19 protein-coding genes and 1 pseudogene are annotated in these 25,199 nt (G+C 67.4%); 13 read left to right on the top strand and 7 right to left on the bottom strand.

The window, feature by feature from the left end; all coding sequences use genetic code 11:
- Position 1 precedes the first annotated feature (1 nt).
- From ACFQZZ_RS13800 to ACFQZZ_RS13830, 7 genes are all read left to right on the top strand, one after another.
- Positions 2-1,009, top strand: coding sequence for an ABC transporter permease (locus ACFQZZ_RS13800; RefSeq protein ID WP_378679244.1), 1,008 nt, complete (start codon positions 2-4; stop codon positions 1,007-1,009).
- 236 nt (positions 1,010-1,245) lie between these two features.
- Positions 1,246-2,118, top strand: a complete 873-nt coding sequence (locus tag ACFQZZ_RS13805; RefSeq protein WP_378679247.1) for an ABC transporter permease — start codon at positions 1,246-1,248, stop codon at positions 2,116-2,118.
- Complete coding sequence (locus tag ACFQZZ_RS13810; RefSeq protein WP_378679250.1) at positions 2,115-3,866, top strand: dipeptide ABC transporter ATP-binding protein; 1,752 nt, start codon at positions 2,115-2,117, stop codon at positions 3,864-3,866. The genes ACFQZZ_RS13805 and ACFQZZ_RS13810 overlap by 4 nt, the downstream gene beginning before the upstream one ends.
- Positions 3,859-5,064, top strand: a complete 1,206-nt coding sequence (locus tag ACFQZZ_RS13815; protein ID WP_378679253.1) for an LLM class flavin-dependent oxidoreductase — start codon at positions 3,859-3,861, stop codon at positions 5,062-5,064. Before ACFQZZ_RS13810 ends, ACFQZZ_RS13815 begins: the two co-directional genes overlap by 8 nt.
- The gene (locus ACFQZZ_RS13820) at positions 5,064-6,440 is read left to right on the top strand and encodes an NtaA/DmoA family FMN-dependent monooxygenase (protein ID WP_378679255.1); all 1,377 of its coding nucleotides are present in this window, start codon (positions 5,064-5,066) and stop codon (positions 6,438-6,440) included. The genes ACFQZZ_RS13815 and ACFQZZ_RS13820 overlap by 1 nt, the downstream gene beginning before the upstream one ends.
- Positions 6,437-7,243 (top strand): DUF1684 domain-containing protein, encoded by an 807-nt coding sequence (locus ACFQZZ_RS13825; protein ID WP_378679258.1) that lies wholly within the window; start codon positions 6,437-6,439, stop codon positions 7,241-7,243. The genes ACFQZZ_RS13820 and ACFQZZ_RS13825 overlap by 4 nt, the downstream gene beginning before the upstream one ends.
- Positions 7,240-8,391 (top strand): LLM class flavin-dependent oxidoreductase, encoded by a 1,152-nt coding sequence (locus ACFQZZ_RS13830; RefSeq protein WP_378679261.1) that lies wholly within the window; start codon positions 7,240-7,242, stop codon positions 8,389-8,391. Before ACFQZZ_RS13825 ends, ACFQZZ_RS13830 begins: the two co-directional genes overlap by 4 nt.
- 213 nt (positions 8,392-8,604) lie before the next feature.
- Here the strand turns inward: ACFQZZ_RS13830 and ACFQZZ_RS13835 are convergent, their stop codons facing one another.
- Together ACFQZZ_RS13835 and ACFQZZ_RS13840 are read right to left on the bottom strand one after the other, a co-directional pair.
- Entirely contained in the window at positions 8,605-9,621 is a 1,017-nt protein-coding gene (locus ACFQZZ_RS13835; RefSeq protein ID WP_378679264.1) for a hypothetical protein, read from the bottom strand.
- 399 nt (positions 9,622-10,020) lie between these two features.
- A complete protein-coding gene (locus ACFQZZ_RS13840) occupies positions 10,021-11,022 on the bottom strand; it encodes a methylenetetrahydrofolate reductase (RefSeq protein WP_378679267.1) in 1,002 nt (333 codons plus the stop codon).
- Between the two features lie 189 nt (positions 11,023-11,211).
- Between ACFQZZ_RS13840 and ACFQZZ_RS13845 the strand changes: the two genes are divergently transcribed.
- From ACFQZZ_RS13845 to ACFQZZ_RS13860, 4 genes and pseudogenes are all read left to right on the top strand, one after another.
- Positions 11,212-12,423, top strand: a complete 1,212-nt coding sequence (locus tag ACFQZZ_RS13845; protein ID WP_378679270.1) for a polyprenyl synthetase family protein — start codon at positions 11,212-11,214, stop codon at positions 12,421-12,423.
- Positions 12,411-14,000: pseudogene (gene crtI / locus ACFQZZ_RS13850) on the top strand (phytoene desaturase family protein); the annotation flags it as partial. The gene ACFQZZ_RS13845 and the pseudogene crtI, both read left to right, overlap by 13 nt.
- A 65-nt stretch (positions 14,001-14,065) precedes the next feature.
- On the top strand, positions 14,066-15,796 hold the full coding sequence (locus tag ACFQZZ_RS13855; protein WP_378679273.1) for an alpha-(1->6)-mannopyranosyltransferase A: 1,731 nt from the start codon (positions 14,066-14,068) through the stop codon (positions 15,794-15,796).
- Between the two features lie 17 nt (positions 15,797-15,813).
- A complete protein-coding gene (locus ACFQZZ_RS13860; RefSeq protein WP_378679276.1) occupies positions 15,814-16,782 on the top strand; it encodes a phytoene/squalene synthase family protein in 969 nt (322 codons plus the stop codon).
- Positions 16,783-16,834: 52 nt separating this feature from the next.
- Here ACFQZZ_RS13860 and ACFQZZ_RS13865 read toward each other — a convergent pair whose 3' ends face one another.
- Positions 16,835-17,203, bottom strand: coding sequence for an Rv2175c family DNA-binding protein (locus ACFQZZ_RS13865; protein WP_378679278.1), 369 nt, complete (start codon positions 17,201-17,203; stop codon positions 16,835-16,837).
- Positions 17,204-17,352: 149 nt separating this feature from the next.
- On the opposite strand from ACFQZZ_RS13865, the gene pknB reads away from it, so the two are divergent.
- Positions 17,353-19,302, top strand: coding sequence for a Stk1 family PASTA domain-containing Ser/Thr kinase (gene pknB, locus ACFQZZ_RS13870; RefSeq protein ID WP_378679281.1), 1,950 nt, complete (start codon positions 17,353-17,355; stop codon positions 19,300-19,302).
- A gap of 63 nt (positions 19,303-19,365) precedes the next feature.
- On the opposite strand, the gene ACFQZZ_RS13875 is transcribed toward pknB, so the two are convergent.
- The gene (locus tag ACFQZZ_RS13875) at positions 19,366-20,751 is read right to left on the bottom strand and encodes a class II 3-deoxy-7-phosphoheptulonate synthase (protein ID WP_378679284.1); all 1,386 of its coding nucleotides are present in this window, start codon (positions 20,749-20,751) and stop codon (positions 19,366-19,368) included.
- A 175-nt stretch (positions 20,752-20,926) separates the two neighbouring features.
- On the opposite strand from ACFQZZ_RS13875, the gene ACFQZZ_RS13880 reads away from it, so the two are divergent.
- Positions 20,927-21,433: a polyadenylate-specific 3'-exoribonuclease AS gene (locus ACFQZZ_RS13880; protein ID WP_378680528.1), complete on the top strand. Its 507-nt coding sequence runs from the start codon at positions 20,927-20,929 to the stop codon at positions 21,431-21,433.
- Between the two features lie 66 nt (positions 21,434-21,499).
- Here the strand turns inward: ACFQZZ_RS13880 and ACFQZZ_RS13885 are convergent, their stop codons facing one another.
- Genes ACFQZZ_RS13885 through ACFQZZ_RS13895 form a run of 3 tightly spaced genes read right to left on the bottom strand, consistent with a single transcriptional unit; the run spans position 21,500 to position 25,190 of the window.
- Positions 21,500-23,113 (bottom strand): cytochrome bc complex cytochrome b subunit, encoded by a 1,614-nt coding sequence (locus ACFQZZ_RS13885; RefSeq protein WP_378679286.1) that lies wholly within the window; start codon positions 23,111-23,113, stop codon positions 21,500-21,502.
- On the bottom strand, positions 23,110-24,306 hold the full coding sequence (locus ACFQZZ_RS13890; protein ID WP_378679289.1) for a ubiquinol-cytochrome c reductase iron-sulfur subunit: 1,197 nt from the start codon (positions 24,304-24,306) through the stop codon (positions 23,110-23,112). Before ACFQZZ_RS13890 ends, ACFQZZ_RS13885 begins: the two co-directional genes overlap by 4 nt.
- Before the next feature lie 20 nt (positions 24,307-24,326).
- Positions 24,327-25,190 (bottom strand): c-type cytochrome, encoded by an 864-nt coding sequence (locus ACFQZZ_RS13895; protein WP_378679292.1) that lies wholly within the window; start codon positions 25,188-25,190, stop codon positions 24,327-24,329.
- Positions 25,191-25,199: the final 9 nt, after the last annotated feature.

Genomic DNA, 25,199 nt, shown 5'->3' on the forward strand with positions numbered 1-25,199 from the left:
GGTGGCGCGTTATGTGACGCTGCGAGCACTGCAGGCGGTGGGGGTGCTGTGGGCGGCCTTCACCATCTCGTTCGTGGTGCTCTATCTGCTGCCCGCCGATCCGGTGTCCATCGCCGCCGATTCCGGCGGCTCCGGCACCGCGGTGGACAAGGCCGCGATCGCGGAGCTGCAGGCCAGGTACGGGCTGGATCGTCCACTGTGGGAGCAGTATTGGACCGCGCTGACGCACGCGGTGCGTGGCGACCTCGGCCATTCCATCTCGACCGGCCAACCTGTCACCGGCGCCATCGGTGACGCACTGCCGTCCACTCTCGGACTGGCCTCGCTTGCACTGCTGTTCGCGACCGTCGGCGGTGTGGCGCTGGCCTTCACCGCGACCTACTCGCGCCGCCACTGGCTGCGCAACGCCCTGCGCTCGCTGCCCTCGCTCGGTGTCTCGGTGCCGACGTTCTGGACCGGACTGCTACTGCTGCAACTGTTCTCTTTCCAGTTCCGACTGGTACCCGCGTTCGGTGGCCACGGCTTCGCGGGCACCATCCTGCCCGCCATCACCCTCGCCATTCCGATCGGCGCGGTGATCGCCCAGGTGCTTGCGGCCGGATTGGAATCGACGTGGCGTCAGCCGTTCGTCGATGTGGCGCTGGCCAAGGGCGGCTCACGCTGGTGGGTGCAGCGCAAACACGTGCTGCGCTCGGCCGCACTACCCACCTTCACCATCGCGGGCGTGCTCGTCGGCAACATGCTGGCCGGGTCGGTGGTGGTGGAAACCGTGTTCGCTCGCACCGGCGTCGGACGGCTCACCCAGACTTCCGTACTCGCCCAGGATATTCCGGTTGTACAAGGCATCGTGCTGCTGACCTCGACGGTGTTCGTCACGGTCAATCTCGCGGTGGATCTGCTCTATCCGCTGCTGGATCCGCGCATCGCGGGTCGCACTCGCCGCGCGGTGCCGGAGAGCAGCGACGTCGGCGTCGGCGTCGGCGAGAAGGAGGTGGGTGTTCGTGCCTGATCTCCTCGACACATCAACTTGGGGGCGACGTGCGCGCTCGTGGAAGTCGTCGCGCCGCACAACCCCACCGACGCCTGCTCGATTCACCTTTGCAGGCAACTGTGGCTCGGTTCAGCAACCCGACGCCCGCGCCGTGCGTGACAACGCCGTAATTGCCCTGCCACCGGGAGTGCTCTCTGCGGGCTTCGCATTCGAGCCGTGGCTGCTCATCGACAACATCGCGGAGGTGAACGTCCATGGTTGACGTGCTCGACGAGCGGCGCGGCGTGGCAGCGCCGTGGTTGCGGCGGCCGGTGCTGCGATGGACGACAGTGCGCGGCAATGCCGCGCTGATCGTGGCCGTCGTAGTCGTGCTGATCGCGCTGGGGTGGGCTTTGCTGCCGTCGGTGTTCGCCAGCGGCGATCCGCTCACCGGCGTGCCCGCCGAGAAATTCCGTGGGCCGAGCGCTCAGCACTGGTTCGGTACCGACAACCTCGGCCGTGACCTCTACACCCGGATGGTGCACGGCGCGGGGCTTTCACTGACCGCCACGATCTCCGCGGTGGCCATCGCGTTGGTCGCGGGGTCGCTGCTCGGACTGCTGTCCGGGTCGATCGGTGGCGTCGTGGACACGCTCATCATGCGATTCGTCGACGTGCTGCTGTCCATCCCGGCGCTACTGCTTTCGCTGGCCTTGGTCACCGCGCTCGGCTTCGGAACTCGCAATGTGGCTATCGCAGTAGGTGTTTCGCTGGTCGCCAATTTCGCGCGGGTGATGCGCTCGGAAGTGTTGCGGGTGCGCCAGTCACCGTTCGTCGAGGCCGCGCACGCGTCCGGCGTCCGCTGGTACAGCGTGCTCGCTCGGCACGTGCTGCCCAACGCCTACCAGCCGGTGCTCGCCCTTGCCGCGGTCGAGTTCGGCATGGCGGTGCTCGCGGTCTCGGCGCTGAGCTTCCTCGGCTACGGCGCGAAACCGCCGACTCCCGAATGGGGCTCGCTGATCTCCGAGGGCCGCAACTACCTCGCCACCGCCTGGTGGATGACCACGCTGCCCGGCTTGGTGATCATCGCGGTCGTCCTCGCCGCCCAGCGCCTTGGTCGCGTCGTGAGCAGGAGTGAGCACACATGAGCGACAACGAATTCCGTGGCTCCGAGAATGGGTTCGCATCATCGTCAGCAGATACCGCGCTGCTGCGGATCGACGGTCTCCATGTTCGCTACCGGTCGGACTCCGGTCCCGTCACCGCGTTGGCCGGTGCCTCGCTCACTGTGGCGCGTGGTGAGGTTGTCGCGTTGGTCGGTGAATCCGGCTCCGGCAAGTCGACGCTCGCGCAGGCGGTGATCGGGTTGCTCGGTCCGAATGCCGAAGTCGCGGGCGGGACCATCACTTTCGATGGGGAGACCATCGACACCGGATCCGAGCGGGCGCTGCGGCGACTGCGCGGGGCTCGGATCGCGTTCGTGCCACAGGATCCCGGTCTGTCGCTGAATCCCGTGCAGCGGGTGGGCGATCAGGTCGCCGAGGCGTTGATCGTGCACGGTCTGGCCGATCGGCGCGGTGCAAGGCAGCGGGCAGTGGAGTTGCTCGCCGAGGCGGGGCTCGATCGGCCGCAATTGCGGGCGACGCAGTATCCGCATGAGCTGTCCGGCGGGCAGCGGCAGCGGGTGCTGATCGCGGCCGCCTTGATCTGCGGGCCGGAGCTGGTGATCGCCGACGAGCCGACCAGTGCGCTGGACGCGACCGTGGCGCGGCGGGTGCTCGATGGGCTGGCCGAGCAGATCTCGGCTCGCGGCACGGCCGTGCTGCTGATCACCCATGATCTTGCGGTCGCCGCCGAGCGGGCCGATCGGCTGGTGGTGCTCAACGGCGGTGAAGTCGTCGAAACCGGCCCCACCGCAACGCTGCTCGCCGAACCTCGGCACCCGTACACGAAACGACTGCTCGCGGCATCACCCAGCCTGGCTCCGTTCGGCGGGTTCCGTCCTCGGCGCCCAAGCGAAGGCACGCCGCTGCTGTCGGTTCGGGGGGTGCGCAAGCGCTTCCGCGCACAAGCCGGTGAGTCGGTGACAGCGGTCTCCGGCGTGGACTTCGACCTCGGACGGGGCGAAACACTGTCGCTGGTCGGCGAATCCGGCTCCGGCAAGTCCACCACCGCGCGAATCGCGTTGCGGCTCACCGAACCCGACAGCGGTGCGATCACCTTCGACGGCCACGAGCTGACCAGGGTCCGCAGACCCGAGCTGCGGGCATTGCGCCAGCGGTTCCAGGTGGTGTATCAGAACCCCTACGCCTCTCTCGATCCGCGCTGGCGCGTCGGGTCGATCATCGAGGAACCGTTGCGCGCCTATGGAGTCGGCGACCGCAAGACACGCCGAGGACGGATCCGGGAACTACTCGGACAGGTCGCATTGCCCGAGCAGTTCGCGCAGCGTCGCCCCGCCGAGCTGTCCGGTGGGCAGCGACAGCGGGTCGCGATCGCGCGAGCCCTTGCACTGCACCCCGACCTGCTGGTCCTCGACGAACCGGTCTCCGCGCTGGACGCTTCGGTACAGGCCCAGATCCTGGAGCTGCTCGACCGTCTGCAAACCGAGCTGCAACTGAGCTACCTGTTCATCTCCCATGACTTGGCGGTGGTCCGCCGGATCAGCGACCGCGTCGCGGTGATGCGCAACGGCCGCATCCTCGAAACGGGCCACACCGCCGACATTTTCGACAACCCACAGCACGAGTACACCCGGGAACTGTTGTCGGCCATTCCCGCCCGCGCCACAGCCACGAAAGGGCAGTCCGCACACAAGTCGCCGCCGCACCGGACCCACACGCCCCCTCACGAACGCGGCGTCGAATCGACTGGAAAGGACCGTGCCGATGTCTGATTCAGACTTCTTCCTCGCTGTAGAGCTCGCCGGAACCGGAGTGCATCCGGCGTCGTGGCGGCGCGACGATTCTCGCGCGGAGGATCTGTTCACCGGCGGGTACTGGGTGGACGCGATCGCGGCCGCCGAGAGTTTCGGGGTCGACGCGGTTTTCGTGCCCGATTCGTTCGGTGTGCAGCAAGGCGGGCACGGGGTTACCCGGGGTGTGCTCGACGCGGTGGCGATCGCGGCCAGGGTTGCCGCGGTCACCCGCGGCATCGGGCTGATTCCGCAGGCCGCGGTGACGCACACAGAGCCGTTCCACCTGTCCAAGGCGATCGCGAGCCTCGATTTCGCGTCGCTGGGTCGTGCGGGCTGGGAGGTCACCGTCTCCGTAGGGGCCGAGCAGGCGAGGGCATTCGGGCGTAAGGGCGCACAGAATGCCCAGGCGCTGTGGCACGAGGCGGACGAGGCGATCGAAGTGGTCGCGCGGCTGTGGGACAGCTGGGAGGACGACGCGGAGGTCCGCGACGAGTCGACCGGGCGATTCATCGACCGGGACAAGCTGCATTACATCGACTTCGTCGGAGACAACTTCTCGGTGAAGGGTCCGTCGATCACACCGCGTTCCCCGCAGGGGCTGCCGATTGTCGCGGTCCGCGCCGCTGACCCGGCGAGCACCGCCGTAGCGATTCAGCGCGCCGATCTGATCCGCAGCAGCGCCACCGATCTCGATGAGGCCGCCGCTCGACGCACCACGCTGCGCACGGCGCTCGTCGATGCGGGCCGCGATCCGGATGCGGTGCGAGTGCTGCTGGATATCGACGTCCACCTGGCAGAGACGGTGCCGGCGGCGCACGACGAGGTGGTCCAGTTGGACCGCTGGGCCGAGCCGATCGCCACCGCCGGCCCCGGTGCGCCCAACACGCTGCGCCACATCGGCACCTCGGACACGCTGCGTGAGCTCCTCGCCGCTTTCCGCACCGCCGGAGCCGCCGACGGCGTCGTCCTGCGCCCACTCGCCGTCCGCGCCGCCCTCCGCCACCTCACCGCGGCACCCCTTCTCGGGATCCGCACCGGGCACCCGGAAGGTGTGCGGATCCCGACAACAGGTCCCGACACCCGGAACCCCGGGTCGCTGCGGGCGCGTCTCGGTCTGCCGCGGCCGGCCAGCCGCTATGCGGAAGCTTCGACGTCTACTTCGGAAAGGACGCTGTGATGAGCGACAAACCTCGTAAGGCGGTTCATCTTGCCGCGCACTTTCCCGGGGTGAACAACACCACGGTGTGGAGTGATCCGGAATCCAAGAGTCAGGTCGATTTCGAGTCGTTCGTGCATCTGGCCGAGACCGCCGAGCGCGGGCTGTTCGACTTCTTCTTCCTTGCCGAGGGGCTGCGGCTGCGTGAACATCTCGGGCGGATCCACGATCTCGATGTGGTGGGCAGGCCGGATACGTTTACCGTGCTGAATGCGCTTGCCGCGGTTACCGAGAAGCTTGGGCTGGCGGGGACCATCAACAGCACCTATAACGAGCCGTTCGAGTTGGCCAAGCAGTTCGCCTCGCTGGATCATCTATCCGGTGGGCGGGCGGCGTGGAATGTCGTCACCTCCTCCGACGCGTTCACCGGCGAGAACTTCCGGCGCGGTGGCTATCTCGAACACAGTCAACGCTATCGGCGTGCCGCCGAGGTCGTCGAGGTCACGCGCGCGCTGTGGGACAGCTGGCCTGCCGACTCGCTGGTGGTTGATCGCGAGGCCGGTGTGTTCGCCGGAGCGGTTCCCGAAATCAGCTACCGGAACACACAATTCGATATCTCGGGCCGATTCGTACTGCCACCGAGCCCGCAGGGGCACCCGGTGTTGTTGCAGGCGGGCGATTCCGACGAGGGGCGTGAGTTCGGCGCCGCCTCCGCCGATGCGATCTTCACCGGACACGGCTCGCTCGAAGCGGGTCAGAAGTTCTATGCGGATGTGAAGGGCCGCTTGGCGAAATACGGCCGCACGCCGGACGAGCTGAAGATTCTGCCCGCCGCGACGTTCGTGCTCGGCGATACCGCCGAGGACGCGCAGGAACGCGCCAGGCAGATTCGGCTTCAGCAGGTCGGCCCGCAAACCGCCATCGCCTTCCTCGAACAGGTCTGGGGTCGTGACCTTTCCGGCTACGACCCGGATGGGCCGCTGCCGGATGTCGAACCGTCCGGCGACGCCGACATCACCCGCGGCCGAGTACGGCACGCGAAGGACCCCCGCGCCATAGCCGACGGATGGCGGGAGAAAGCCGAGGCCGAGAAGCTCAGCATCCGAGAGTTGATCATCGAGGTCACCGCGCGCCAGCAGTTCGTCGGCACGCCCGCGGCGGTCGCCGAACAGATCGATGCCTACGTGCAGGCCGATGCCGCCGACGGATTCATCCTCGTCCCGCATCTCACCCCGGCCGGACTCGACGAATTCGTCGATCGCGTCGTCCCGGAACTGCAGGAACGCGGCAGTTTCCGCACCGAGTACACCGGCACCACCCTGCGTGAACATCTCGGCTTGCCCCACCCGCATCAGCACCACCGCAGCACTGCACACGAAGGAGCCCGAGCGTCATGACCACCAGCACCACAACACTTTTCGAGACCGAGTGGGCTTCCTGGCAGCACGCCAGAGAGGATCAGTTGCGCGACCCGCTCGGCTTCCTCAGCTTGACCGGATTGCATTGGCTCACCGACCAACCCGAGCGGCTGCCCGGTGTGCCGGGCACCTGGTGGGTCACCGACGACAAGGTTTTCATCACCGCCCAACCCGCCGACCGACTGGAGTTCGATGGCACCGGCATCGCAGGCGTGCAGATCCTCGCGCCGGCCGAAGGTGCTTCCGGACTCACTGTGCTGCACGAGGATCGGGTGCTCGAGGTGATCCGCCGCACCGGACAGTACGCGGTGCGGGTGCACGATCCGGCCGCGTCGAGGCTGCTGACTTTCGAAGGGATTCCGGCTTACGCACCGGATCCGCGCTGGGTGGTCACGGGCCGATTCGTACCGTTCGACGCACCGCAGACGGTGACGACCGGCGCCGTCGTCGACGGTCTCGAGCATCACCATACCGCCGTGGGCACTATCGAATTCAGCATCGGCGAGGTGACCGAGCGGGTCATCGCCTTCGGTGAGCCCACGAATCTGCGGGTGCTGTTCACCGATGCCACCAGCGGCGTCACCACCTACCCTACGGCGCGCTCGCTCGCGGTGGACGCACCCGAATCCGACGGCACCGTGCGGCTCGATTTCAACCGGGCGGCCAACCTGCCGTGCGCCTTCACCGATTTCGCGACCTGCCCGCTCGCACCCGCGGAGAACAGGCTGCGCCTTGCTATCGAAGCAGGCGAGCAGAATCCGCGGTTGGGGCCGGCGGCATGAGCGTTCCACTGTCCATTCTCGATCTGGCACCGATCAGCGCCGGGTCGACCGCACAGCAGGCGATCCGCAATACGATCGATCTTGCGCAGCACGCCGAAGACTGGGGCTATCACCGGTATTGGCTCGCCGAACACCATTTCGTTTCGGTGGCGAGTTCCTCGTCGATCACCCTGATCGGTCTGGTCGCGGCGGCTACCTCGCGCATTCGGGTCGGCTCCGGCGCGGTGCAGGTGGGGCACCACACGTCGGCGTCGATCGTGGAGGCGTTCGGGACCATCGATGCCCTGTACCCGGGGCGTCTCGATCTCGGGCTCGGCCGCTCCGGTCATCGCCGTGCTCAATTCGGTGCGCAGCCAGAGCGTCCGAAGAAGAGCCACCCGGTGGTCGATACGGTGACAGGGCGCACCGAGATCCGGGACGGTGTGGTTGTCCCGCCGCCGTTCGATCCCGGCCGGATCACCGACCGTTCGAAGTTCATCGCCTCGATCGCCGCGCTCCAGCAGGAGGGTGCGCACCCGCTGGACTTCGCTGATCAGGTCGACGAGATCCGCGCGCTGCTCAACGGCACCTACAAGAGCACCGATGGTGTTGCGCTGCACGCGGTTCCGGGTGAGGGGGCGCAGGTCGAACTGTGGTTGTTCGGCAGCTCGGCCAGTGAAAGTGCCGAACTCGCCGGACGACTCGGTCTGCCGTTCGCGGCGGCTTACCACGTCGCGCCGGGTACCGCCCTCGACGCGGTCGATGCGTATCGGGCGGCATTCCGGCCGTCGGCCGAGCTGGCTGCGCCCTATGTGGTGATCTCGGCGGATGTAGTTGTGGCCCAGGATGATGCGACCGCGCAGCGACGGGCATCCACCTACGGGCACTGGGTGCACAGCATTCGCAGCGGTGCGGGCGCTGCCGACTATCTCGACCCGGCCGACGCCTCCCCGCTGACACCGGAGCAGCAACGCCTGGTCGACGACCGTCTTGCCACCCAATTTGTCGGTGCCCCCGCAACGGTCGCCGAACGCCTCACCGCACTGCAACGCGTCACCGGCGCCGACGAACTCCTGGTCACCAGCATCGCGCACGACCACGAGGACCGCCTCGAATCCCACCGCCTGCTCGCCGAGGCATGGGGACTCCGCGCCGCGCGCGCCGCCTGAACCGCAGGACGAGATCCGGCGGGCACCGCACCGGTGCCCGCCGGATCGTGTGTCTCGATGCCGATGGTCAGCGATCGCCGCGAACTGTCGCGCCGCTAGTGCGCCACCGCACCGGACTCGGGAATGCGACGCTGGTGGACCTACCCGACTGATCCCAGCCAACCGGGTCACGGAGCCGAGGCCCGGTCCGTTGCCGGGGCGGGTAGGGAACTGTCACCGTGTGTGATGGGCGTAGAAGTCCGCGACGGCGCGGAAAGACTCCTTTGGTTCCCACGGTAGGTCGGGATATGCGACGCCGTTGTGATCGACGTAGCTTTTCACGAGGCCGTAGCCGGCCAGGTCGAGGTCCAGTCGCGCTTGGGGACGATGGGGAAGAGCGGGGGTGACGAAGGTGAAGACGAATGCGCCGTCGACACCGGCCGTATCGAGTTGGCCCAGCATGTCGGTCAACTCGCGTGCCTGCATCGCCTCGTCTCGGATGTAGTCGCCGTTCAATTGCGGCGGGTCCGAGGCGAAGTCCGCGATCATGAATCCCCGTGGCCCCTTGTCTTCAGCGCCCTGGTACGCGCAGACACCGACTTCGGTGACTACGACCGGTTTGCCGTAGTCGGACAGCTGTTGCAGAGATCGGCCGTAGGTGGCGCGATTGCGCTTCGCGCGGTAGTAGTCGACGCCGATGATGTCGAACAAGGTCCAGTCGACCGCCTCGATCGGCAGGGCCGCGTAGGTGATCGGGCCGTTGAATATTTTTCGAACCGCAGTGACGGCCTCGGCCAGAAACGCGTTCAGTGGTCTGTTGTGCGATTTGAGCACCTTCAGCTTCAACACGGTGGCCAGCAAGGCGGTCGGCTTGCTGAACCGCTCGACCGAGTTGCGGTCATCCAGGATCCCGTTCATGAACAATGTCAGCTCGCAGCCCAGCACGAACACGACCGAGGACCGGTGCTGTCGCGCCCGCTCGGCAACTGCGGCGCAGCGCAGAATGTAGTCCAGAGTCTCCCGGGGAGATCTGTCATGCAGGTGGGGCGACAGCCAAACCTCGAGCCCGAGGTCGAGTGCGTGCTCCGCCGCCACGGCCAATCGGTCCGGATCGGTCCCGGAAATCCGGACGGTGTTGCAGTGCAGGTCTTTCCCGATGATCTCGAGTTCCCGCCCGGGCGATCTCCGGATCGAACACGGGACGTGAGTGGTATCGCTCCCCGAACTCGATACCGACGTCGTAGTTGACACCTCGTCGCTTCACGAACACTCTCCTCGCCCATGACATCCTCCAATGTCAATCTAGATTGACAACGGGGTCGGCGTCAATATTAGTTGACAAACACGGAAGGAGAGCCCGTTCAGTTGAGTGCGGCCGTTTCTATGAGAACAGCGAAAACTGCTGCATCCCAATCGGTTCGCTCAGCACCGTCGAGGATCACATCTAACTGTGGCGCGGTCGCCACCCCCCGACGCCGTAGTGCCCGATCTCACGAGCACTGGCCATCACGGCGTAGATAACCGCCGCGTAGATCCTGGACCTGGGTGCGGCGATACTGCGACCCCGAGCCTCCAGCTCGCACCGATGAGAGTTCACCCGCCCCTAGATGACAACACCGGTGGGCCACCTGGCCCACCGGTGCGATCCGCTCAGGCGCTGATCGGAGCGGCCGTCACTCCGTAGCCGAGGTTGGTGAGGACCTCGCTGGTCGCCTTGGCGAAGTTGAGGGTGATGAAGTGCAGGCAGGGGGCGCCCTCGTTGATGAGGCGCTGGCCCATTTCGGTGGCGATCTCGATGCCGACCTCACGGACCGCTGCCTGGTTGGCGTCCGGGTTGTCACCCGCCGCCTTGTGCAGCCGCTCCAGCACAGCGCCCGGCAGTGGGCGGCCGCACAGTTCCTCGGCGCGCGCGACGGTGCGCAGGGAGGTGATCGGCATCAGCTCGGGGATGATCGGCTTGGCGGCCTCGATCGGGTCGAAAGCGGCGATCCGGTCGCGCAAGCGCAGGTAGTGCTCGACGTCGAAGAACATCTGGGTGATCGAATACTCCGCGCCCGCACGCAGTTTCGCGGCCAGGTACTGGGTATCGGTGTCCAGATCGGGCGAACGGTGATGGCCCTGTGGGAACGACGCGACGCCCACATGGAAGTCGCCGAGGTCACGCACGATGCGCACCAGTTCCTCGGCATAGGCGACGCCCTCGGGATGCTTGGTCCATTCGCCGAGCGGATCGCCCGGCGGGTCACCACGCAGCACCAGGATGTTGCGGATACCGGAATCGGCGTACGCGCCGACCAGCGAGCGCAGCTCGGCGAGGCTGTGCTCGACGGCGGTCAGGTGCGCCACCGGCAGCAGCGTGGTCTCCTGCGCCAGGGCACCGGTCACTCGCACGGTGCGGTCGCGGGTGGACCCGCCCGCGCCGTAGGTCATCGATACGAAGGCCGGATGCATCCGCTCGAACTGTCGCACCGCACGCCACAGCCTCGCCTCGGCCGTGGCGTCGCGCGGCGGGTTGAATTCCACGGAGAACGGCACCGCAGTGCTCGAATGGGTCCGCAGGCTCTGCACAACCGAGGGTGTTCCAGAGACGTTCGGTGGCGTCGGGGACGGTCGGCCAGGGGTCGAGGGTCCCCGTACGTTGTCGAAAGTCACCGGTCCAGTGTAGTGGTGGGCAGTCGCAGCCTCGCCGGGTCGCCAGGGGTGCCGTTTTCAACGGCCGCGTATTCTGCGACCAGGCGGCATCGTCGCCACCGCCGAGCAAGACGCACGACAGCTCGCCCGGCACCACTTGCCGCATTCCGGGCAGCACGCGGCCCGGCGCAGTCCACGACCCGCACGACCTTGGAGGCTCCCCTGTCCGCCGGAACCGGTACCCAGACGCCTCGGGCCAACCCGTCGGACGAGGCGGCCACGTCGGCGGCGCCAACCCCACCACCGAACGGTGACACCGCGCCGGCCACCGACTATGCAGCGCTGAAGCCCGGGACGCCCGCATTCGTCGCGGTAGTCGAAGCCGCGCTCACCGACTTCTTCCGCACTCGGCGGCCCGCGGTCGAACCGCTGGGCCCGGTATTCGTTCAGGCCGCCGAGGCCCTCGAGCTGTTCGTCCTGCGCGGCGGCAAACGCACCAGGCCCGCATTCGCCTGGACCGGCTGGCTCGGCGCGGGCGGGGACCCCACCGGTCCCGACGCGGCCGCGGTGCTGAATGCTTGCGCCGCACTGGAATTGGTGCAGGCGTGCGCGCTGATTCACGACGACATCATCGATTCTTCGCGCACCAGGCGGCGCTTCCCCACCGTGCACGTCGACTTCGAGCAGCGCCACCGCGACCGCGGTTGGGCGGGCGACTCCGAGCACTTCGGCGCCAGCGTCGCCATCCTGATCGGTGACCTCGCGCTCGCCTGGGCCGACGATATGGTGCACGCCTCCGGCCTGGATCCCGCCGCCATCGCCAGGTTCGCACCGGTCTGGGCGCTGATGCGCACCGAGGTGCTCGGCGGGCAGCTGCTCGATATCAACGGCGAGGCGGGCGGCGACGAATCCGTAGCCGCCGCGCTGCGTATCAACCGGTACAAGACGGCCGCCTACACCGTCGAACGCCCGCTGCACCTGGGCGCGGCCATCGCCGACGCCGATCCTCGGCTGGTCGAGGACTACCGCACCTTCGGCACAGACATCGGCATCGCTTTCCAATTGCGCGACGATCTGCTCGGCGTCTTCGGCGACCCCGCGGTCACCGGCAAGCCCTCCGGCGACGACTTGCGCGAGGGCAAGCGCACCGTGCTGATCGCCGAGGCGCTACAGCGCGCGGACAGCACCGACCCGGCCGCCGCGACCTTGCTGCGCACGAGCATCGGCACCGACCTCACCGCCGACCAGGTCGAACACCTGCGCGCCGTCCTCACCGACCTCGGCGCGGTCGACGAAGTGGAACGCCGCATCACCGACCTCACCGAACAGGGCCTGGCCGCCATAGAATCCAGCTCCGCCACCCAGGCGACGAAGGAGCAGCTACGCGCGATGGCGCTTGCGGCGACAAGGCGCGCCGCGTGAAAGTCGTTGCAGGACCGACCGATCGGGTCGTCGTTGTGGGCGCAGGACTATCCGGGCTTGCGGCCGCGCTGTATCTGACCGGAGCGGGCCGCACCGTGACCCTGCTGGAGCGCGCCGATCACCCGGGAGGGCGCGTCGGGCGGTATCGCGGGCCGGACTACGAGATCGACTCCGGCGCGACCGTGTTGACGCTGCCGGAGCTGATCACCGATGCCTTGGCCGCCGTGGGGCTGACCCCGGAATCCTGCACGCCACCGCTGCGGATCCATCGGCTCGCGCCGAGCTATCACGCCCGTTTCGCCGACGGCGCCACCATTCGCGTGTTCGCCGACCCGGAGGCCATGGCCGAGGAAGTGACCGAGGTCTGCGGGGCGGAGGAGGCACGCGGCTATCGACGGCTGCGGGCGTGGCTGGCACGGATCTACGAGGCCGAGTTCGGCGAGTTCATGGACACGAACTTCGATTCGCCGTTGGACATGGTGCGCAAGCCCGAGAAGCGGCGCGCACTCGCCGCGCTGGTGCGGCTCGGCGGGTTCGGCAGGCTCGGCCCGCGCGTCGGCCGGTTCCTGCGCGATCAAAGGCTGGCAAGGCTGTTCACCTTCCAGGCGCTCTACGCGGGCATGCCGCCCGCCGAGGCGCTTGCCGTGTACGGCGCGATCCCTCACATGGACACCTCCCTCGGCGTCTACTTCCCCGAGGGCGGGATGCGCGCCATCGCCGACGCCATGGCCGACGCCTTCACTGCCGCAGGCGGCACCTTGGCACTGAGCACCGAAGTCACGGCGATCGACTATGCCAACCGGCGCGCGCGACGGGTCCGCACCGCCGACGGTCGGTCCTTCGACTGCGACGCCCTGGTGCTCACCACCGATCTCGGCTCGATCGAACGATTCGGAGTGCGCCGCCGCCCGCTGCGCGCCGCGCCGTCGGCCATCGTGGCGCACGGCACCGTGCCCGCGGAGATCGCCGCCACCTGGCCGGTGCAGGCGCACCACACCATCGACTTCGGCGCGGCCTGGGATCGGACCTTCACCGAGATCGCGGCCAGACGCGGCAAGGGCCGGGTGATGAGCGATCCGTCGCTGCTGCTGACGCGCCCCGCACTCACCGACTCCACCCTCTACATCGACAGGCCCGACGGCCGTCACGAACCGTTCTCGCTGCTGGCTCCTTGCCCCAACCTGGATTCCGCGCCGCTGGACTGGGATCGGCTCGGCCCGTCCTACCTGCGTGAACTGCTGGGCGTCCTGGAGTCACGCGGCTACAACGGCATCGCCGAATATTTCACCGTCGATCATCTCGACACCCCGAACACCTGGCGCGAACAAGGCATGCTGGCCGGTACTCCGTTCTCCGCGGCACACCTGTTCCGGCAAACCGGGCCATTTCGGCCACGCAATTTTCCGCACTCCAGCGACAATGTAGTTATCGCGGGTTGCGGCACCACTCCAGGCGTCGGAGTGCCCACGACAGTGCTGTCCGGAAAACTGGCGGCAAACCGGATTACCGGTGCTGCGAGCCCCGCTCGGGATGAAACCCCACGCACCACCGGGATAGTGTTCCCGGCGAACCTCTAAACTCAACGCCGACCTAATTCACTCGCGGTTGCGACCGCCGACCACTCCGGGGGGACCGACACCACATGCCACCCCCCGAAGCCAGCGCCGCAGCCGCCACCGACGCCTCGATCAGCGAGACCCGCGACATCGCGGACCGCACGTCGAGTGCGCCTGTCAACCGTACCGAGCACATCGCCCCCGCCGGACCGTCCCACCAGGGACTCCGGTGGTGGATGCGGACCTCCGCCGACTTCCTGCGCAGCCCAGAGGGACACTCGGCACTACTCGGGTTCTTCGGCGCCATGATGATCACCTTCGGCGGGTTCGGCGCGGGCAGTGTCCGCAAACGCGATCCGCTACTCGAGGGACTGCACCTGTCCTGGCTGCGATTCGGCCACGGCTACGCGCTGTCCACCATGGTCATCTGGGTCGGCGTGCTGCTGATGATCACCGCATGGGTTCGGCTGGGCCGGACCACCATCGGCTTCGGGAACCGACCTGATGCCGGGGTGACGCTGAACGAGCTGCGCGCGATCGTCGGCATCTGGATCTTCCCGCTCCTGTTCGCCGCACCGATGTTCAGCCGTGACGCCTACTCCTATCTGGCGCAGGGCGCGCTGCTGCGTGACGGGTTCGACCCCTATCAGGTCGGCCCGGTCGCCAATCCCGGTGTGCTGCTGGACAACGTGAGCCCGGTGTGGACCACCACGACGGCGCCCTACGGTCCGGTCTTCCTGCTACTCGGCCGCGCGATCACCGCCATCACGGGCGACAACGTGGTGGCAGGGACGATCGCGCTGCGGCTGGTGATGCTGCCCGGCTTGGCGTTGATGATGTGGGCGGTGCCGTACCTGACCAAGCATCTCGGCGGCAAGCCGACGGTCGCGCTATGGCTGGCCGTGCTCAATCCTCTGGTACTGATCCACCTGATCGGCGGCGTGCACAACGAGATGCTGATGGTCGGCCTGATGTGTGCGGGCATCGCGCTGGTGCTGGAACGCCACCATGTGGCCGGCGTCGTGGTCGTCGCGATCGGGGTGGCCATCAAGGCGACCGCGGGAATCGCGCTGCCGTTCCTGGTGTGGATCTGGATGCTGCACGAGAAGGAACGCAGGGCTCTCGAGCGAGCCGCGAATTCCCCGGGTGCCACGCAGCCGCTCGAAGGTGAGCCGGATGCCGCGAAACCGAGCGAGGAAATGCCGCACCCGGCACTGATGTTCGCGAAGATCGCCGGACTCGGGCTGAGCGTATTCGCGGTGGTCTTCGCGGTGGCCTCGCTGGCCGCCGGTGTCGGCATCGGCTGGCTGACCGCGCTTTCGGGCTCGAAGAAGATCATCAACTGGCTGTCGCTGCCGACGATCATGGCGCACGCGACCACCTGGATCACCCCATGGCGGCTCGATTCGGTGCTCGGCGTCACCCGGACCATCTGCGCGGCGGCGCTGGTGGCCGTGCTGGTGTGGACGTGGTGGCGCTTCCGGCACAGCGAACGCGAAGCGGTGCTCGGCATCCTCATCGCGTTCGTCGCGATCGTCATCCTCTCCCCCGCCGCGCTGCCCTGGTATTACTCCTGGCCACTGGCGCTGGCCGCGGGCTTCGCGCTGTCGACCACCACGCTGATGGTGCTTGTCGGCCTATGCACCTGGCTGATGCTGGTGTTCCAGCCGGACGGTTCGATCGGGCTGTACAACTTCTGGCATGTGGCCGCCGCGACCTTCGTCGCGGTGGTGGCGGCGCTGTCGCTGCGGAAGGTGGACCCGCTACGTTTGCGGGCTACTACCTCGGCGGATTCGTCGGCACCGCCCCGGCTGTGACCAGCACTGCCTCAGCCATGACCGCCGAACTCGCCGTCGCCTATCACGAATGCAGGCAACTCGCCGCGGTGCACGGCCGCACCTATTTCCTGGCGACCCGCCTGCTGTCGGCCGAGCGAAGACCCGCGGTGCACGCGCTCTACGCGTTCGCGAGGACGGTCGACGACATCGTCGATCACGCCGACGCCATCGAGCTGGCGAACACCCCCGATCCGGCGGCAACGGCCTACCACGTCCAGGACTGTGCCGAGCTGCTCGATCGCATCGAAAAGCAGCTGCGCAGCCGCCTGGAAGGCAATCCGCTCCCGGATCAGATCGGCGAGCAACGGCACCGGGTCCTGCTCGCCGTCGCCGACACCATCGAACGCTACGACATTGCGCACCAGCACTTCTGGACGTTCATGGATGCGATGCGGATGGATATCGTCGGCACACCGCAGCACCGCAACCGCTACGCGACCATGGACGAACTGCGCGAATACATGCGCGGTTCGGCGGCGGCGATCGGACTACAGCTGCTGCCGATACTCGGCACCGTCGTGCCGGTGGCCGAGGCCGAACCCGCCGCCGCGGCACTCGGCGAGGCGTTCCAGCTCACCAACTTCCTCCGCGATATCGCCGAGGATCTCGATCGCGGGCGGGTCTATCTGCCCGCCGACGAACTGGCCGCGTTCGGGGTCGACCACGACCTGCTGGTCCACTGTCATCGCCGCGGGCACACCGATCAGCGGGTGCGCAGGGCACTGGCCCACCTGATCGCAATCAACCGTGACATCTATCGTGCGGCCGACCGCGGCATCGACCTGTTGGAACCGCGTGTCCGCCCGGCCATCCGCACCGCGAGCACGCTGTACGCGGGCATTCTCGACCAGATCGAACACTCCGACTACGCCGTCTTCCGCGGGCGCGCGGTAGTCCCACGGAGGCGACGCCTGCGTGTTGCCGCGGTGGAATTCGGCACCGCCGCGCTGCGCGGCCCACGCTGACCGCTTGCCTGTGCCGCACCGGTAGTGCGGCACAGGTCAGGGTCGGGTGGGATCAGAAAGGATCGGCAGCGGCGCGGCGGATGACTTCACGGGCCAATGGACCGTGCAGGGCGTCGACCGGTCGGCCCGGCAGAGTCTCGTCCTCGGTGAAGACCCATTCCAGGATCTCTTCGTCGGTGTACTTGGCGTCCTTCATCACGGTGATCAGGCCGGGCAGCCATTTGATCACCGCACCCGTGTCGTCGAAGAACCGTTCGGGGACGCCTGCCACGCCGTCGCGGCGCACGGCGAGAAGTTGATGGTCGCGCAGCATCTGATGCACCCGGGTCACCACGAGCCCGAGCTTGTCGGCCACCTCGGGCAGTGGCAGCACGGCCACGGACTCGGGAAGGACATCATCGCTGCAGGGAAATGCACTCACCCGGATAACGGTAGACGGTCCGCTGCCGCACGTCGTGAGACACCCGGGGCACATTCGCCGATACCATCGTGGGGGCCGCACGGGGCGGCTGGTCGCTTGTCGCACTAGCAGCGAGGGGTGAGAACTTTGTGAAAGCCGGAGGACATCACTTGATCGGGCAAATACTGGAAGGGCGCTACCGTATCGATGCGCCGATTGCTCGCGGCGGGATGTCGATGGTCTTCCGGGGTGTGGACACTCGCCTGGACCGCCCCGTCGCCATCAAGGTGATGGACCCGAAGTTCGCCGCCGATCCCCAGTTCCTGTCGCGATTCGAATTCGAGGCGCGCGCGGTCGCCAAGCTGAAGCATCCGTCGCTGGTCGCGGTGTACGACCAGGGCGTCGACGGCGAGCATCCGTTCCTGATCATGGAATTGGTCGAGGGCGGTACTTTGCGCGAGCTGCTGCGCGAGCGCGGTCCGATGCCGCCACACGCGGCACGTGCGGTTGCCGAGCCGGTGCTCGCCGCGATCGGCGTCGCGCATTCGGCGGGTCTGGTGCACCGTGATATCAAGCCGGAGAACGTGCTGATCTCGGACGCGGGCGAGGTGAAGATCGCCGATTTCGGCCTCGTCCGCGCGGTCGCGGCGGCCAACACCACCTCGGCGAGCGTGATTCTCGGCACTGCGGCTTACCTGTCGCCCGAACAGGTCACCACCGGTACCGCCGATGCGCGCAGCGACGTCTACTCCTTCGGCGTGCTGATCTTCGAATTGCTGACCGGCCGGGTTCCCTTCACCGGTGACACCTCGCTGTCGGTGGCGTATCAGCGGATCGAGAACGACGTTCCGAGCCCGAGCCAGTTCATCGCCGGGGTACCCCCGGAGTTCGACGACCTGATCGCACGGGCGACCGCCCGTGAGCCCGCGCACCGCTTCGCCGACGCGAACGAGATGGTCGCCGCGCTGCATCAGATCGCCGTCGCGCTGAACCTGCCCCCGTATCGGGTGCCCGCTCCGCAGGAATCGGCCGAGCATCTCAGCGCCAGCTACATCGCCACACCGGACCAGCACGCGGCCCAGCAGGCCCCAGCGCACCAGGAACCCCATGCGCTGCAGCACACCAAGGTCGTCACCGCCGCGCGGCCCAGGTACGCCGATTACGGTCCGCCCGACGACTACGAGCCGCAGCCCTCGCGCCTGCCGCAGCCCTCGCCGTATCAGGAATACGACTCCGAACGCAACCGGTCACGCCGCACGGTGCTGTTGTGGGTGGCCGCGGTGGCGATCCTGACGCTGATCGTCGGGGTCGGCGGCTGGTGGCTCGGTGTCGGCCGCTTCTCCGCGGTCCCGCCGATCGCCGGACTCGACCAGCAACGCGCCATCGCCGCGTTGCAGAATGCGGGCTTCTCCACCGAGATCAGACAGAAGGCCTCGGATACGATCCCGGTCGGCGGCGTGGTCGGCAGCGACCCGCCCGCCGGATCCAAGATCACCAAGAGCACGACGGTGGCGGTGCTGGTGTCCAGCGGCAAACCCAGAGTGCCGGAGGTGAAACCCGGCGACGCGCTGTCGAAGGTCAACCAGCTCATCCGTGACTCGGGCCTGCAACCGGTCGACTCCGGCGAAACCGGAAGTTCCGCACCGAAGGGGACGCTCGCGAAGACCGATCCGGCTCCCGGCACCGTGCTTCCGATGAACGCACAGGTGAAGGTGTACCGCAGCAACGGATCTCAGCCCGTCAAGGTGCCCGAGGTGCGCGGGCGCGCCACCGCGGACGCCACCAAGATGCTCACCGATGCGGGGATCACGGTGCGCGAGACCCGGCTGCAGTACGACAAGAACGTCGAGGGCGACAAGGTGATCGGCACCGACCCGGCCGCGGGCACCACTGTCCAGTCCGGCGACGGTGTCACGCTGATCGTCTCCAACGCCGTGAAGATGCCGATGGTGGTCGGGCAGAGCGTCGCCGACGCGCGCGCCAAGCTCGAGGGCCTCGGCCTGCAGGTGCAGGTCCGCCAGCTGACTCCCTCGGACTCGTCGGTGGTGATCTCACAGAACCCCGGCGGGCAGTCGAAGGTCGAGCCGGGCTCGACCATCACGCTGGTCGCGCTCCCCTGAACGCACCGAACGTCACATCCGGCGCGCGGCGCCCGATGTGACGTTCGGTACTGCCGAGGGAGATCAGCGCAGCATTTCGGCGACCAGGAACGCCAATTCCAGCGACTGCTGGGTGTTCAGGCGCGGATCGCAGGCGGTTTCGTAGCGGCCGGACAGATCCAGATCGGAAATGTCCTGCGCGCCGCCGAGGCATTCGGTGACGTCCTCGCCGGTGAGTTCGATGTGCAGGCCGCCCGGGTGCGTGCCGAGTGCGTGATGCACCTCGAAGAAGCCCTGCACCTCGTCGATGATCCGGTCGAAGTGGCGGGTCTTGTAGCCGGTGGATGCCTCGTGGGTGTTGCCGTGCATGGGATCGCACTGCCAGATGACCTGATGGCCGGTCGCCTGCACCTTCTCGATGATGGGCGGCAGCACATCGCGAACCTTGCCATTGCCCATGCGCGAGACGATGGTGAGCCGGCCGGGCTCGTTGTTCGGGTCGAGCCGCTCGACATATTCCACGGCCTGGTCCGGCGTGGTGGTCGGACCGATCTTCAGGCCGATCGGGTTGGCGAGCAGCTCCGCGAACGCGATGTGCGCGCCGTCGAGCTGACGGGTGCGCTCGCCGATCCACAGGAAGTGCGCGGACAGGTCGTAGAGCACCGGCTCGCCCGCCGGGTTCTCGCCGAGGCGCAGCATGGCGCGCTCGTAATCGAGCACCAGTGCCTCATGGCTGGCGTAGATCCGGGCCGACTGCAGGCTGGGATCCTTCACTCGGCAGGCGGTCATGAATGCCAGACCGCGGTCGATCTCCTCGGCCAGCGCCTCATAGCGCGCGCCCGCGGGTGACTGAGCCACGAAGTCGCGGTTCCAATCGTGCACCTTGTGCAGGTCCGCCATGCCCGCGCCGGTCAGTGCGCGCACCAGGTTCATCGCCGCGCTGGCGTTGGCGTAGGCGCGGACCAGCCGCGATGGGTCGTGCTGGCGCACCGCCGCATCGGGTGCGAGCGAGTTCACCATGTCGCCGCGGTAGGACTTGAGGCCGAGCGAATCGACATCGGAGGAGCGCGGCTTCGCGTACTGGCCCGCGATGCGCGCGACCTTGACCACCGGCAAGCTGGCACCGTAGGTGAGCACGACTGCCATCTGCAGCAGGGTGCGGATATTGCCGCGGATGTGCGGCTCGGTGTTGTCGGCGAAGGTCTCCGCGCAGTCACCGCCCTGCATCAGGAACGCCTCACCACGCGCGACCTCGGCGAGCTGGGTTTTCAGCTCCTCGACCTCGGCTGGCACGCAGATCGGCGGCACGCTCTCCAGGACCGTCCGCATATCGGCGGCCTGCTCGGGATCCCACGAGGGCTGCTGTAGCGCCGGTCTGGTGAGCGCATCGTCCAGGCGTCTCCGCAACTCCGCAGGCAGCGGCGGCAGTTCCGGCAAGCGATCGATGGGTACGTCGACGGTCCAGTTCACCAGTTCAGGATACGGACCGTCTAATCGCACAGATACCCAGAGGTAGGGGTGATCCGACACACCGAAGGTGTCGAGAATCCCCACCTGAGGCCCCTTGGGCAATCTGGTCGCACACCGACATAGGGTTGCGGGGCCGGCACCCGCCACCACCGCTTCGACTACCGAGGAGAGACCGATCTCGCTCCGATACTTTTACGACTGCGAATTCATCGAGGACGGGGTAACGATCGACCTCGTGTCCATCGGTGTCGTCTGCGAGGACGGCCGCGAATACTACGCGGTCTCTACGGAATTCGATCCCGACCGTGCGGGCCCGTGGGTGCGCAAGTATGTGCTCCCGCAGCTGCCCGCACCGTCCTCGCCGCGCTGGCGCAGCCGCGAGCAGATCCGCAACGACCTCTACAAGTTCCTGGTTCCCCGCTCCACTGTGCAGCCGGAACTGTGGGCCTGGGTGGGCGCCTACGACCACGTGGCGCTGTGCCAACTATGGGGCTCGATGGTCGATCTTCCGAGCACGCTCCCCCGCTACACCAACGAATTGCGGCAGCACTGGGACGCGCACGGCCGCCCCGAACTGCCCCCGGTGCCGCAGGACGCCCACGACGCGCTGGCGGATGCTCGCCACAATCTTGCGAAGTTCGAGGCGATCGAGGCCGCCCGGCGCGCCATGCCGCACCGGTAATCCGGGATTACGAAACACAAAGGCCCCGAGTCGCATTCGACTCGGGGCCTTCGTTATTGCCAGCGATCAGTGGCCGGGACCGTTGTCCTTCTGCTGGGCCTTCTGCAGCACGGCGAGCTGCTTGTGCTCCTCCGCGTGCTCGATCTCGAAGGCCTGCTCGCTCTCCTGCCACGGATCGGGCCGCAGGAAGCTGCCGGTGCCGGGCTTGCCCGCCGAACCCAGCTTGTTCATCTTCTTGGGCACGTGCGCACCCTGGTACTCCAGCGGAATCGGGTGGCCGTGGTCGTCGACCGGGCCGAGCGGCTGGTGCACCTCGATGTACTCACCGTGTGGCAGGCGCTTGATCACGCCGGTCTCGATGCCGTGCTCCAGCACCGCCCGATCGCTGCGTTGCAGGCCGAGGCAGAACCGGTAGGCGATGAAGTACGCGACCGGCGGTGCGACCAGCAGGCCGATACGGCCCATCCAGGTGGTCGCGTTCAGCGAGATGTCGAACTTGTAGGCGAGGATGTCGTTGACGCACGACAGCGTCAGCACAACATAGAACGTGATCGACATCGCACCGATCGCCGTGCGCACCGGCACATCGCGCGGCCGCTGCAGCAGGTTGTGGCCGACGGTGTCGCCGGTGAGCCGCTTCTCGATCCACGGGTAGATGATCAGCACCGTGAACACCAGGCCCATGATCAGCGCGACCCAGAAGGCGGCGGGGATCGTGTAGTTGCCGAGGTAGAGCTCCCACGGCGGCATGAGGCGGGCCATGCCGTCGGTCCACATCATGTAGAAGTCCGGCTGCGAACCCGCGGAGACCTGGGAGGGGTTGTAGGGCCCCAGGTTCCAGATCGGGTTGATCTGCAGCAGACCACCCATGATGCCGACGATGCCGAGGGTGAAGGCGAAGAACGCGCCCTGATCCGCGGCGAACACCGGCACGATGCGGGCGCCGACCACGTTGTTCTCGGTGCGACCCGGGCCGGGGAACTGGGTGTGCTTCTGGTACCAGACCAGCGCGACGTGGGCGGCGATCAGCGCGAGGATGATGCCGGGCAACAGCAGCACGTGCGCGATGTACAAGCGCGGAATGATGATGTCGCCGGGGAAGTCTCCGCCGAAGATCAGCCAGTGCATCCAGGTACCGATGACCGGGATACCGATCGTGATGCCCGAGAACGCCGCTCGCAGACCCGTACCGGAGAGCAGGTCGTCCGGGAGCGAGTAACCGAAGAAGCCCTCGAACATCGCCAGGATCAGCAGCAGGCAGCCGATGACCCAGTTCGCCTCACGCGGCTTGCGGAACGCGCCGGTGAAGAAGATGCGGAACAAGTGCACGATGATCGACGCCGCGAAGAGCAGTGCCGCCCAGTGGTGCACCTGGCGGACGAACAGACCACCGCGCACCTCGAAGGAGATGTTCAGTGACGTCTCGTAGGCCCGCGACATACCGACGCCGCGCAGCGGCTGGTAGGCGCCGTCATAGACCACGTGGGCCATCGACGGGTCGAAGTACAGCGTCAGGTACACACCCGACAGCAGCAGGATGATGAAGCTGTACAGCGCGATTTCACCGAGCAGGAACGACCAGTGGGTCGGGAAGACCTTGTTGATCGACCGCTTCATGAACGCCGCGGCTTGATACCGCTCGTCCGCCGCGTTCGCTTGGGCTGCGACCTTACCACTCATGAACGACGCTCCCAGTAGGCCGGGCCGAGCGGCTCGATGAAGTCGCCGTTGGCGACCAAGAAGCCCTCGGAATTGACGGTGATCGGCAGCTGCGGCAGCGCGCGGGCGGCGGGACCGAAGATCGGCTTACCCCATTCGGTCGCCAGGAACTGCGACTGGTGGCAGGGGCACAGGATCTTGTTGGTCTGCTGCTCGAACAGCGAGGTGGGGCAGCCGAGGTGGGTGCAGATCTTCGAGTAGGCGAAGTAGTCGCCGAAGTTGAAGCTCTCCTGACCCCTGCGCTTGATGGCCTTCTGCGCGTCTTCGGTGCGCAGCCGAATCATCATGACGGCGTTACGGATACCGCGCAGCGACTGCAGCGTCGCGTGCTCGTCGCCGCGCCACTTTTCCTTCCACGGGAACACCGTCTCCATGGCGCCCGCGTCCAGGTCCTCAGGGCGGACGAGCACGATGTCACCCGGGCGACCGGTGTCGCGGCGGATGTAGATGGTCTCGCCCGGGAAATCCGGGGTCCAGCCCGAGACCCACAGCGGCGACTTGTCGCCCTTGGCCCACGGGTTCTTGATCATGCCGCCGACGAAGACCAGCAGCGCGCCGATACCGAGCACACCGACGCCCGCACCGGCCGTGCGGGTGATCATCTTGCGGCGACCGAGCGTCGAGGTCTCCAGCGCGTCGGTGAGCTCGGCGACCAGGGTGCGGCGCTCGACCTCGGGCGACTTGCCGTCGTGGCGCTGCTGGATGGACAGCTCGGCGGGGATGAACTTCTTACGGATCAGCACCACCGCGACACCGATGACCAGCACCGCGACACCGAAGGTCAGACCGACCAACGGCGTGAACAGCGAGTAGGCGGTGTTGCCGTCCTCGTTGTTGCCCTTGTACTCCCAGGGCCAGAACAGGTACACACCGACCAGCGCCGCGGCAGCCAGTCCGGAGACCGCGAACCAGAACGAGACCTCACGCTCGGCGCGCTTCTCGGCGCGGGTACCCGGAATCGGGAAGCGCTCGCGTCGGTAAGCGACCTCGACGCCGTCGCGCGCGGTACCGAGCTTGACCAGCTCGTCGCGCGTCATCGCGTCGAGCTCTTCCTCGGTGGGGTCCAGGTTCACCGAGCTGTGATCGGACGTTGCGGGGCTCACCGCGTCCTTCGACAGCTCGATGCTGCCGTCGCCCTCATCCGGCCGACCCATGTCGTTTGGCTCCTTATCCGTCATGACCTTGATCCGATCCACATCGCGGCGCCGACGACGAGCACGATGCCGACCACCCAGATGGCCAGCCCCTCGGTCGCGGGGCCGAAGCCGCCGAGGCCGTACCCGCCCGGGGCGCGCTCTTCGGTGGCGTTCTTGACGTAGGCGACGATGTCGCGCTTCTCTTCCGACGTCAACTGCCGGTCGGAGAACTTCGGCATGTTCTGCGGGCCGGTGAGCATCGCGGTGTAGATCTGCTGCTCGGAGGCGGGCTCCAGCGGCGGCGCGAACTTACCGGAGGACAGCGCGCCGCCCCTGCCGGTGAAGTTGTGGCAGGAGGCGCAGTTCATCCGGAACAGCTCGCTACCGCGGCCGATATCCGGGCCACGCAGCGATTCCTGCGCGATCTCGCCGTTCGCCTCACGCACCACGCTCGGACCGCCACCGTTGGCCGCCACGTACGCCATCAGCGCGTCGGTCTGGTGCGCGTCGAACTTCTCCGGCTTGCGCTGCGCCTGGGCCTCGTTGCGCGCCATCGGCATACGGCCGGAGGACACCTGGAAGTAGACGGCGGCTTCGCCGACACCGATGAGGCTCGGGCCGCGGTCGACCACACCCTGCAGGTTCGCACCGTGGCAGGTGATGCAGGAGGTTTCGTACAGCTGCTTGCCGTCGCGGATCAACGCGGCCTGGTCCTCGTGCGCGGTCGCGACCTGCGGATCCGGCGTGAAGACCGAGGCAAGGAAGCCGGCTCCGACCAGACCAACCAGAAGCGCGAGCCCACCCGCGATACGACGGCGGGCGCGGCGCTGCTTACGCGTCTTGCTGGCCTGGCCGCTATCGGGGCCGACGGGCTCTGGCGCTGACGGGGGAGATGAACTCATCTGTGTCCC

This window comes from Nocardia sp. GCM10030253 (assembly GCF_042675075.1).
Taxonomy (GTDB): Bacteria; Actinomycetota; Actinomycetes; order Mycobacteriales; family Mycobacteriaceae; genus Nocardia.

Excerpts from the sequence above, each read along its gene's own strand:
- ACFQZZ_RS13805 (WP_378679247.1), top strand. The coding sequence starts at position 1,246 with ATGGTTGACGTGCTCGACGAGCGGCGCGGCGTGGCAGCGCCGTGGTTG.
- ACFQZZ_RS13810 (WP_378679250.1), top strand. The coding sequence starts at position 2,115 with ATGAGCGACAACGAATTCCGTGGCTCCGAGAATGGGTTCGCATCATCG.
- ACFQZZ_RS13815 (WP_378679253.1), top strand. The coding sequence starts at position 3,859 with ATGTCTGATTCAGACTTCTTCCTCGCTGTAGAGCTCGCCGGAACCGGA.
- ACFQZZ_RS13820 (WP_378679255.1), top strand. The coding sequence starts at position 5,064 with ATGAGCGACAAACCTCGTAAGGCGGTTCATCTTGCCGCGCACTTTCCC.
- ACFQZZ_RS13825 (WP_378679258.1), top strand. The coding sequence starts at position 6,437 with ATGACCACCAGCACCACAACACTTTTCGAGACCGAGTGGGCTTCCTGG.
- ACFQZZ_RS13830 (WP_378679261.1), top strand. The coding sequence starts at position 7,240 with ATGAGCGTTCCACTGTCCATTCTCGATCTGGCACCGATCAGCGCCGGG.
- ACFQZZ_RS13855 (WP_378679273.1), top strand. The coding sequence starts at position 14,066 with ATGCCACCCCCCGAAGCCAGCGCCGCAGCCGCCACCGACGCCTCGATC.
- ACFQZZ_RS13860 (WP_378679276.1), top strand. The coding sequence starts at position 15,814 with ATGACCGCCGAACTCGCCGTCGCCTATCACGAATGCAGGCAACTCGCC.
- ACFQZZ_RS13885 (WP_378679286.1), bottom strand. The coding sequence starts at position 23,113 with ATGAGTGGTAAGGTCGCAGCCCAAGCGAACGCGGCGGACGAGCGGTAT.
- ACFQZZ_RS13890 (WP_378679289.1), bottom strand. The coding sequence starts at position 24,306 with ATGGGTCGGCCGGATGAGGGCGACGGCAGCATCGAGCTGTCGAAGGAC.
- ACFQZZ_RS13895 (WP_378679292.1), bottom strand. The coding sequence starts at position 25,190 with ATGAGTTCATCTCCCCCGTCAGCGCCAGAGCCCGTCGGCCCCGATAGC.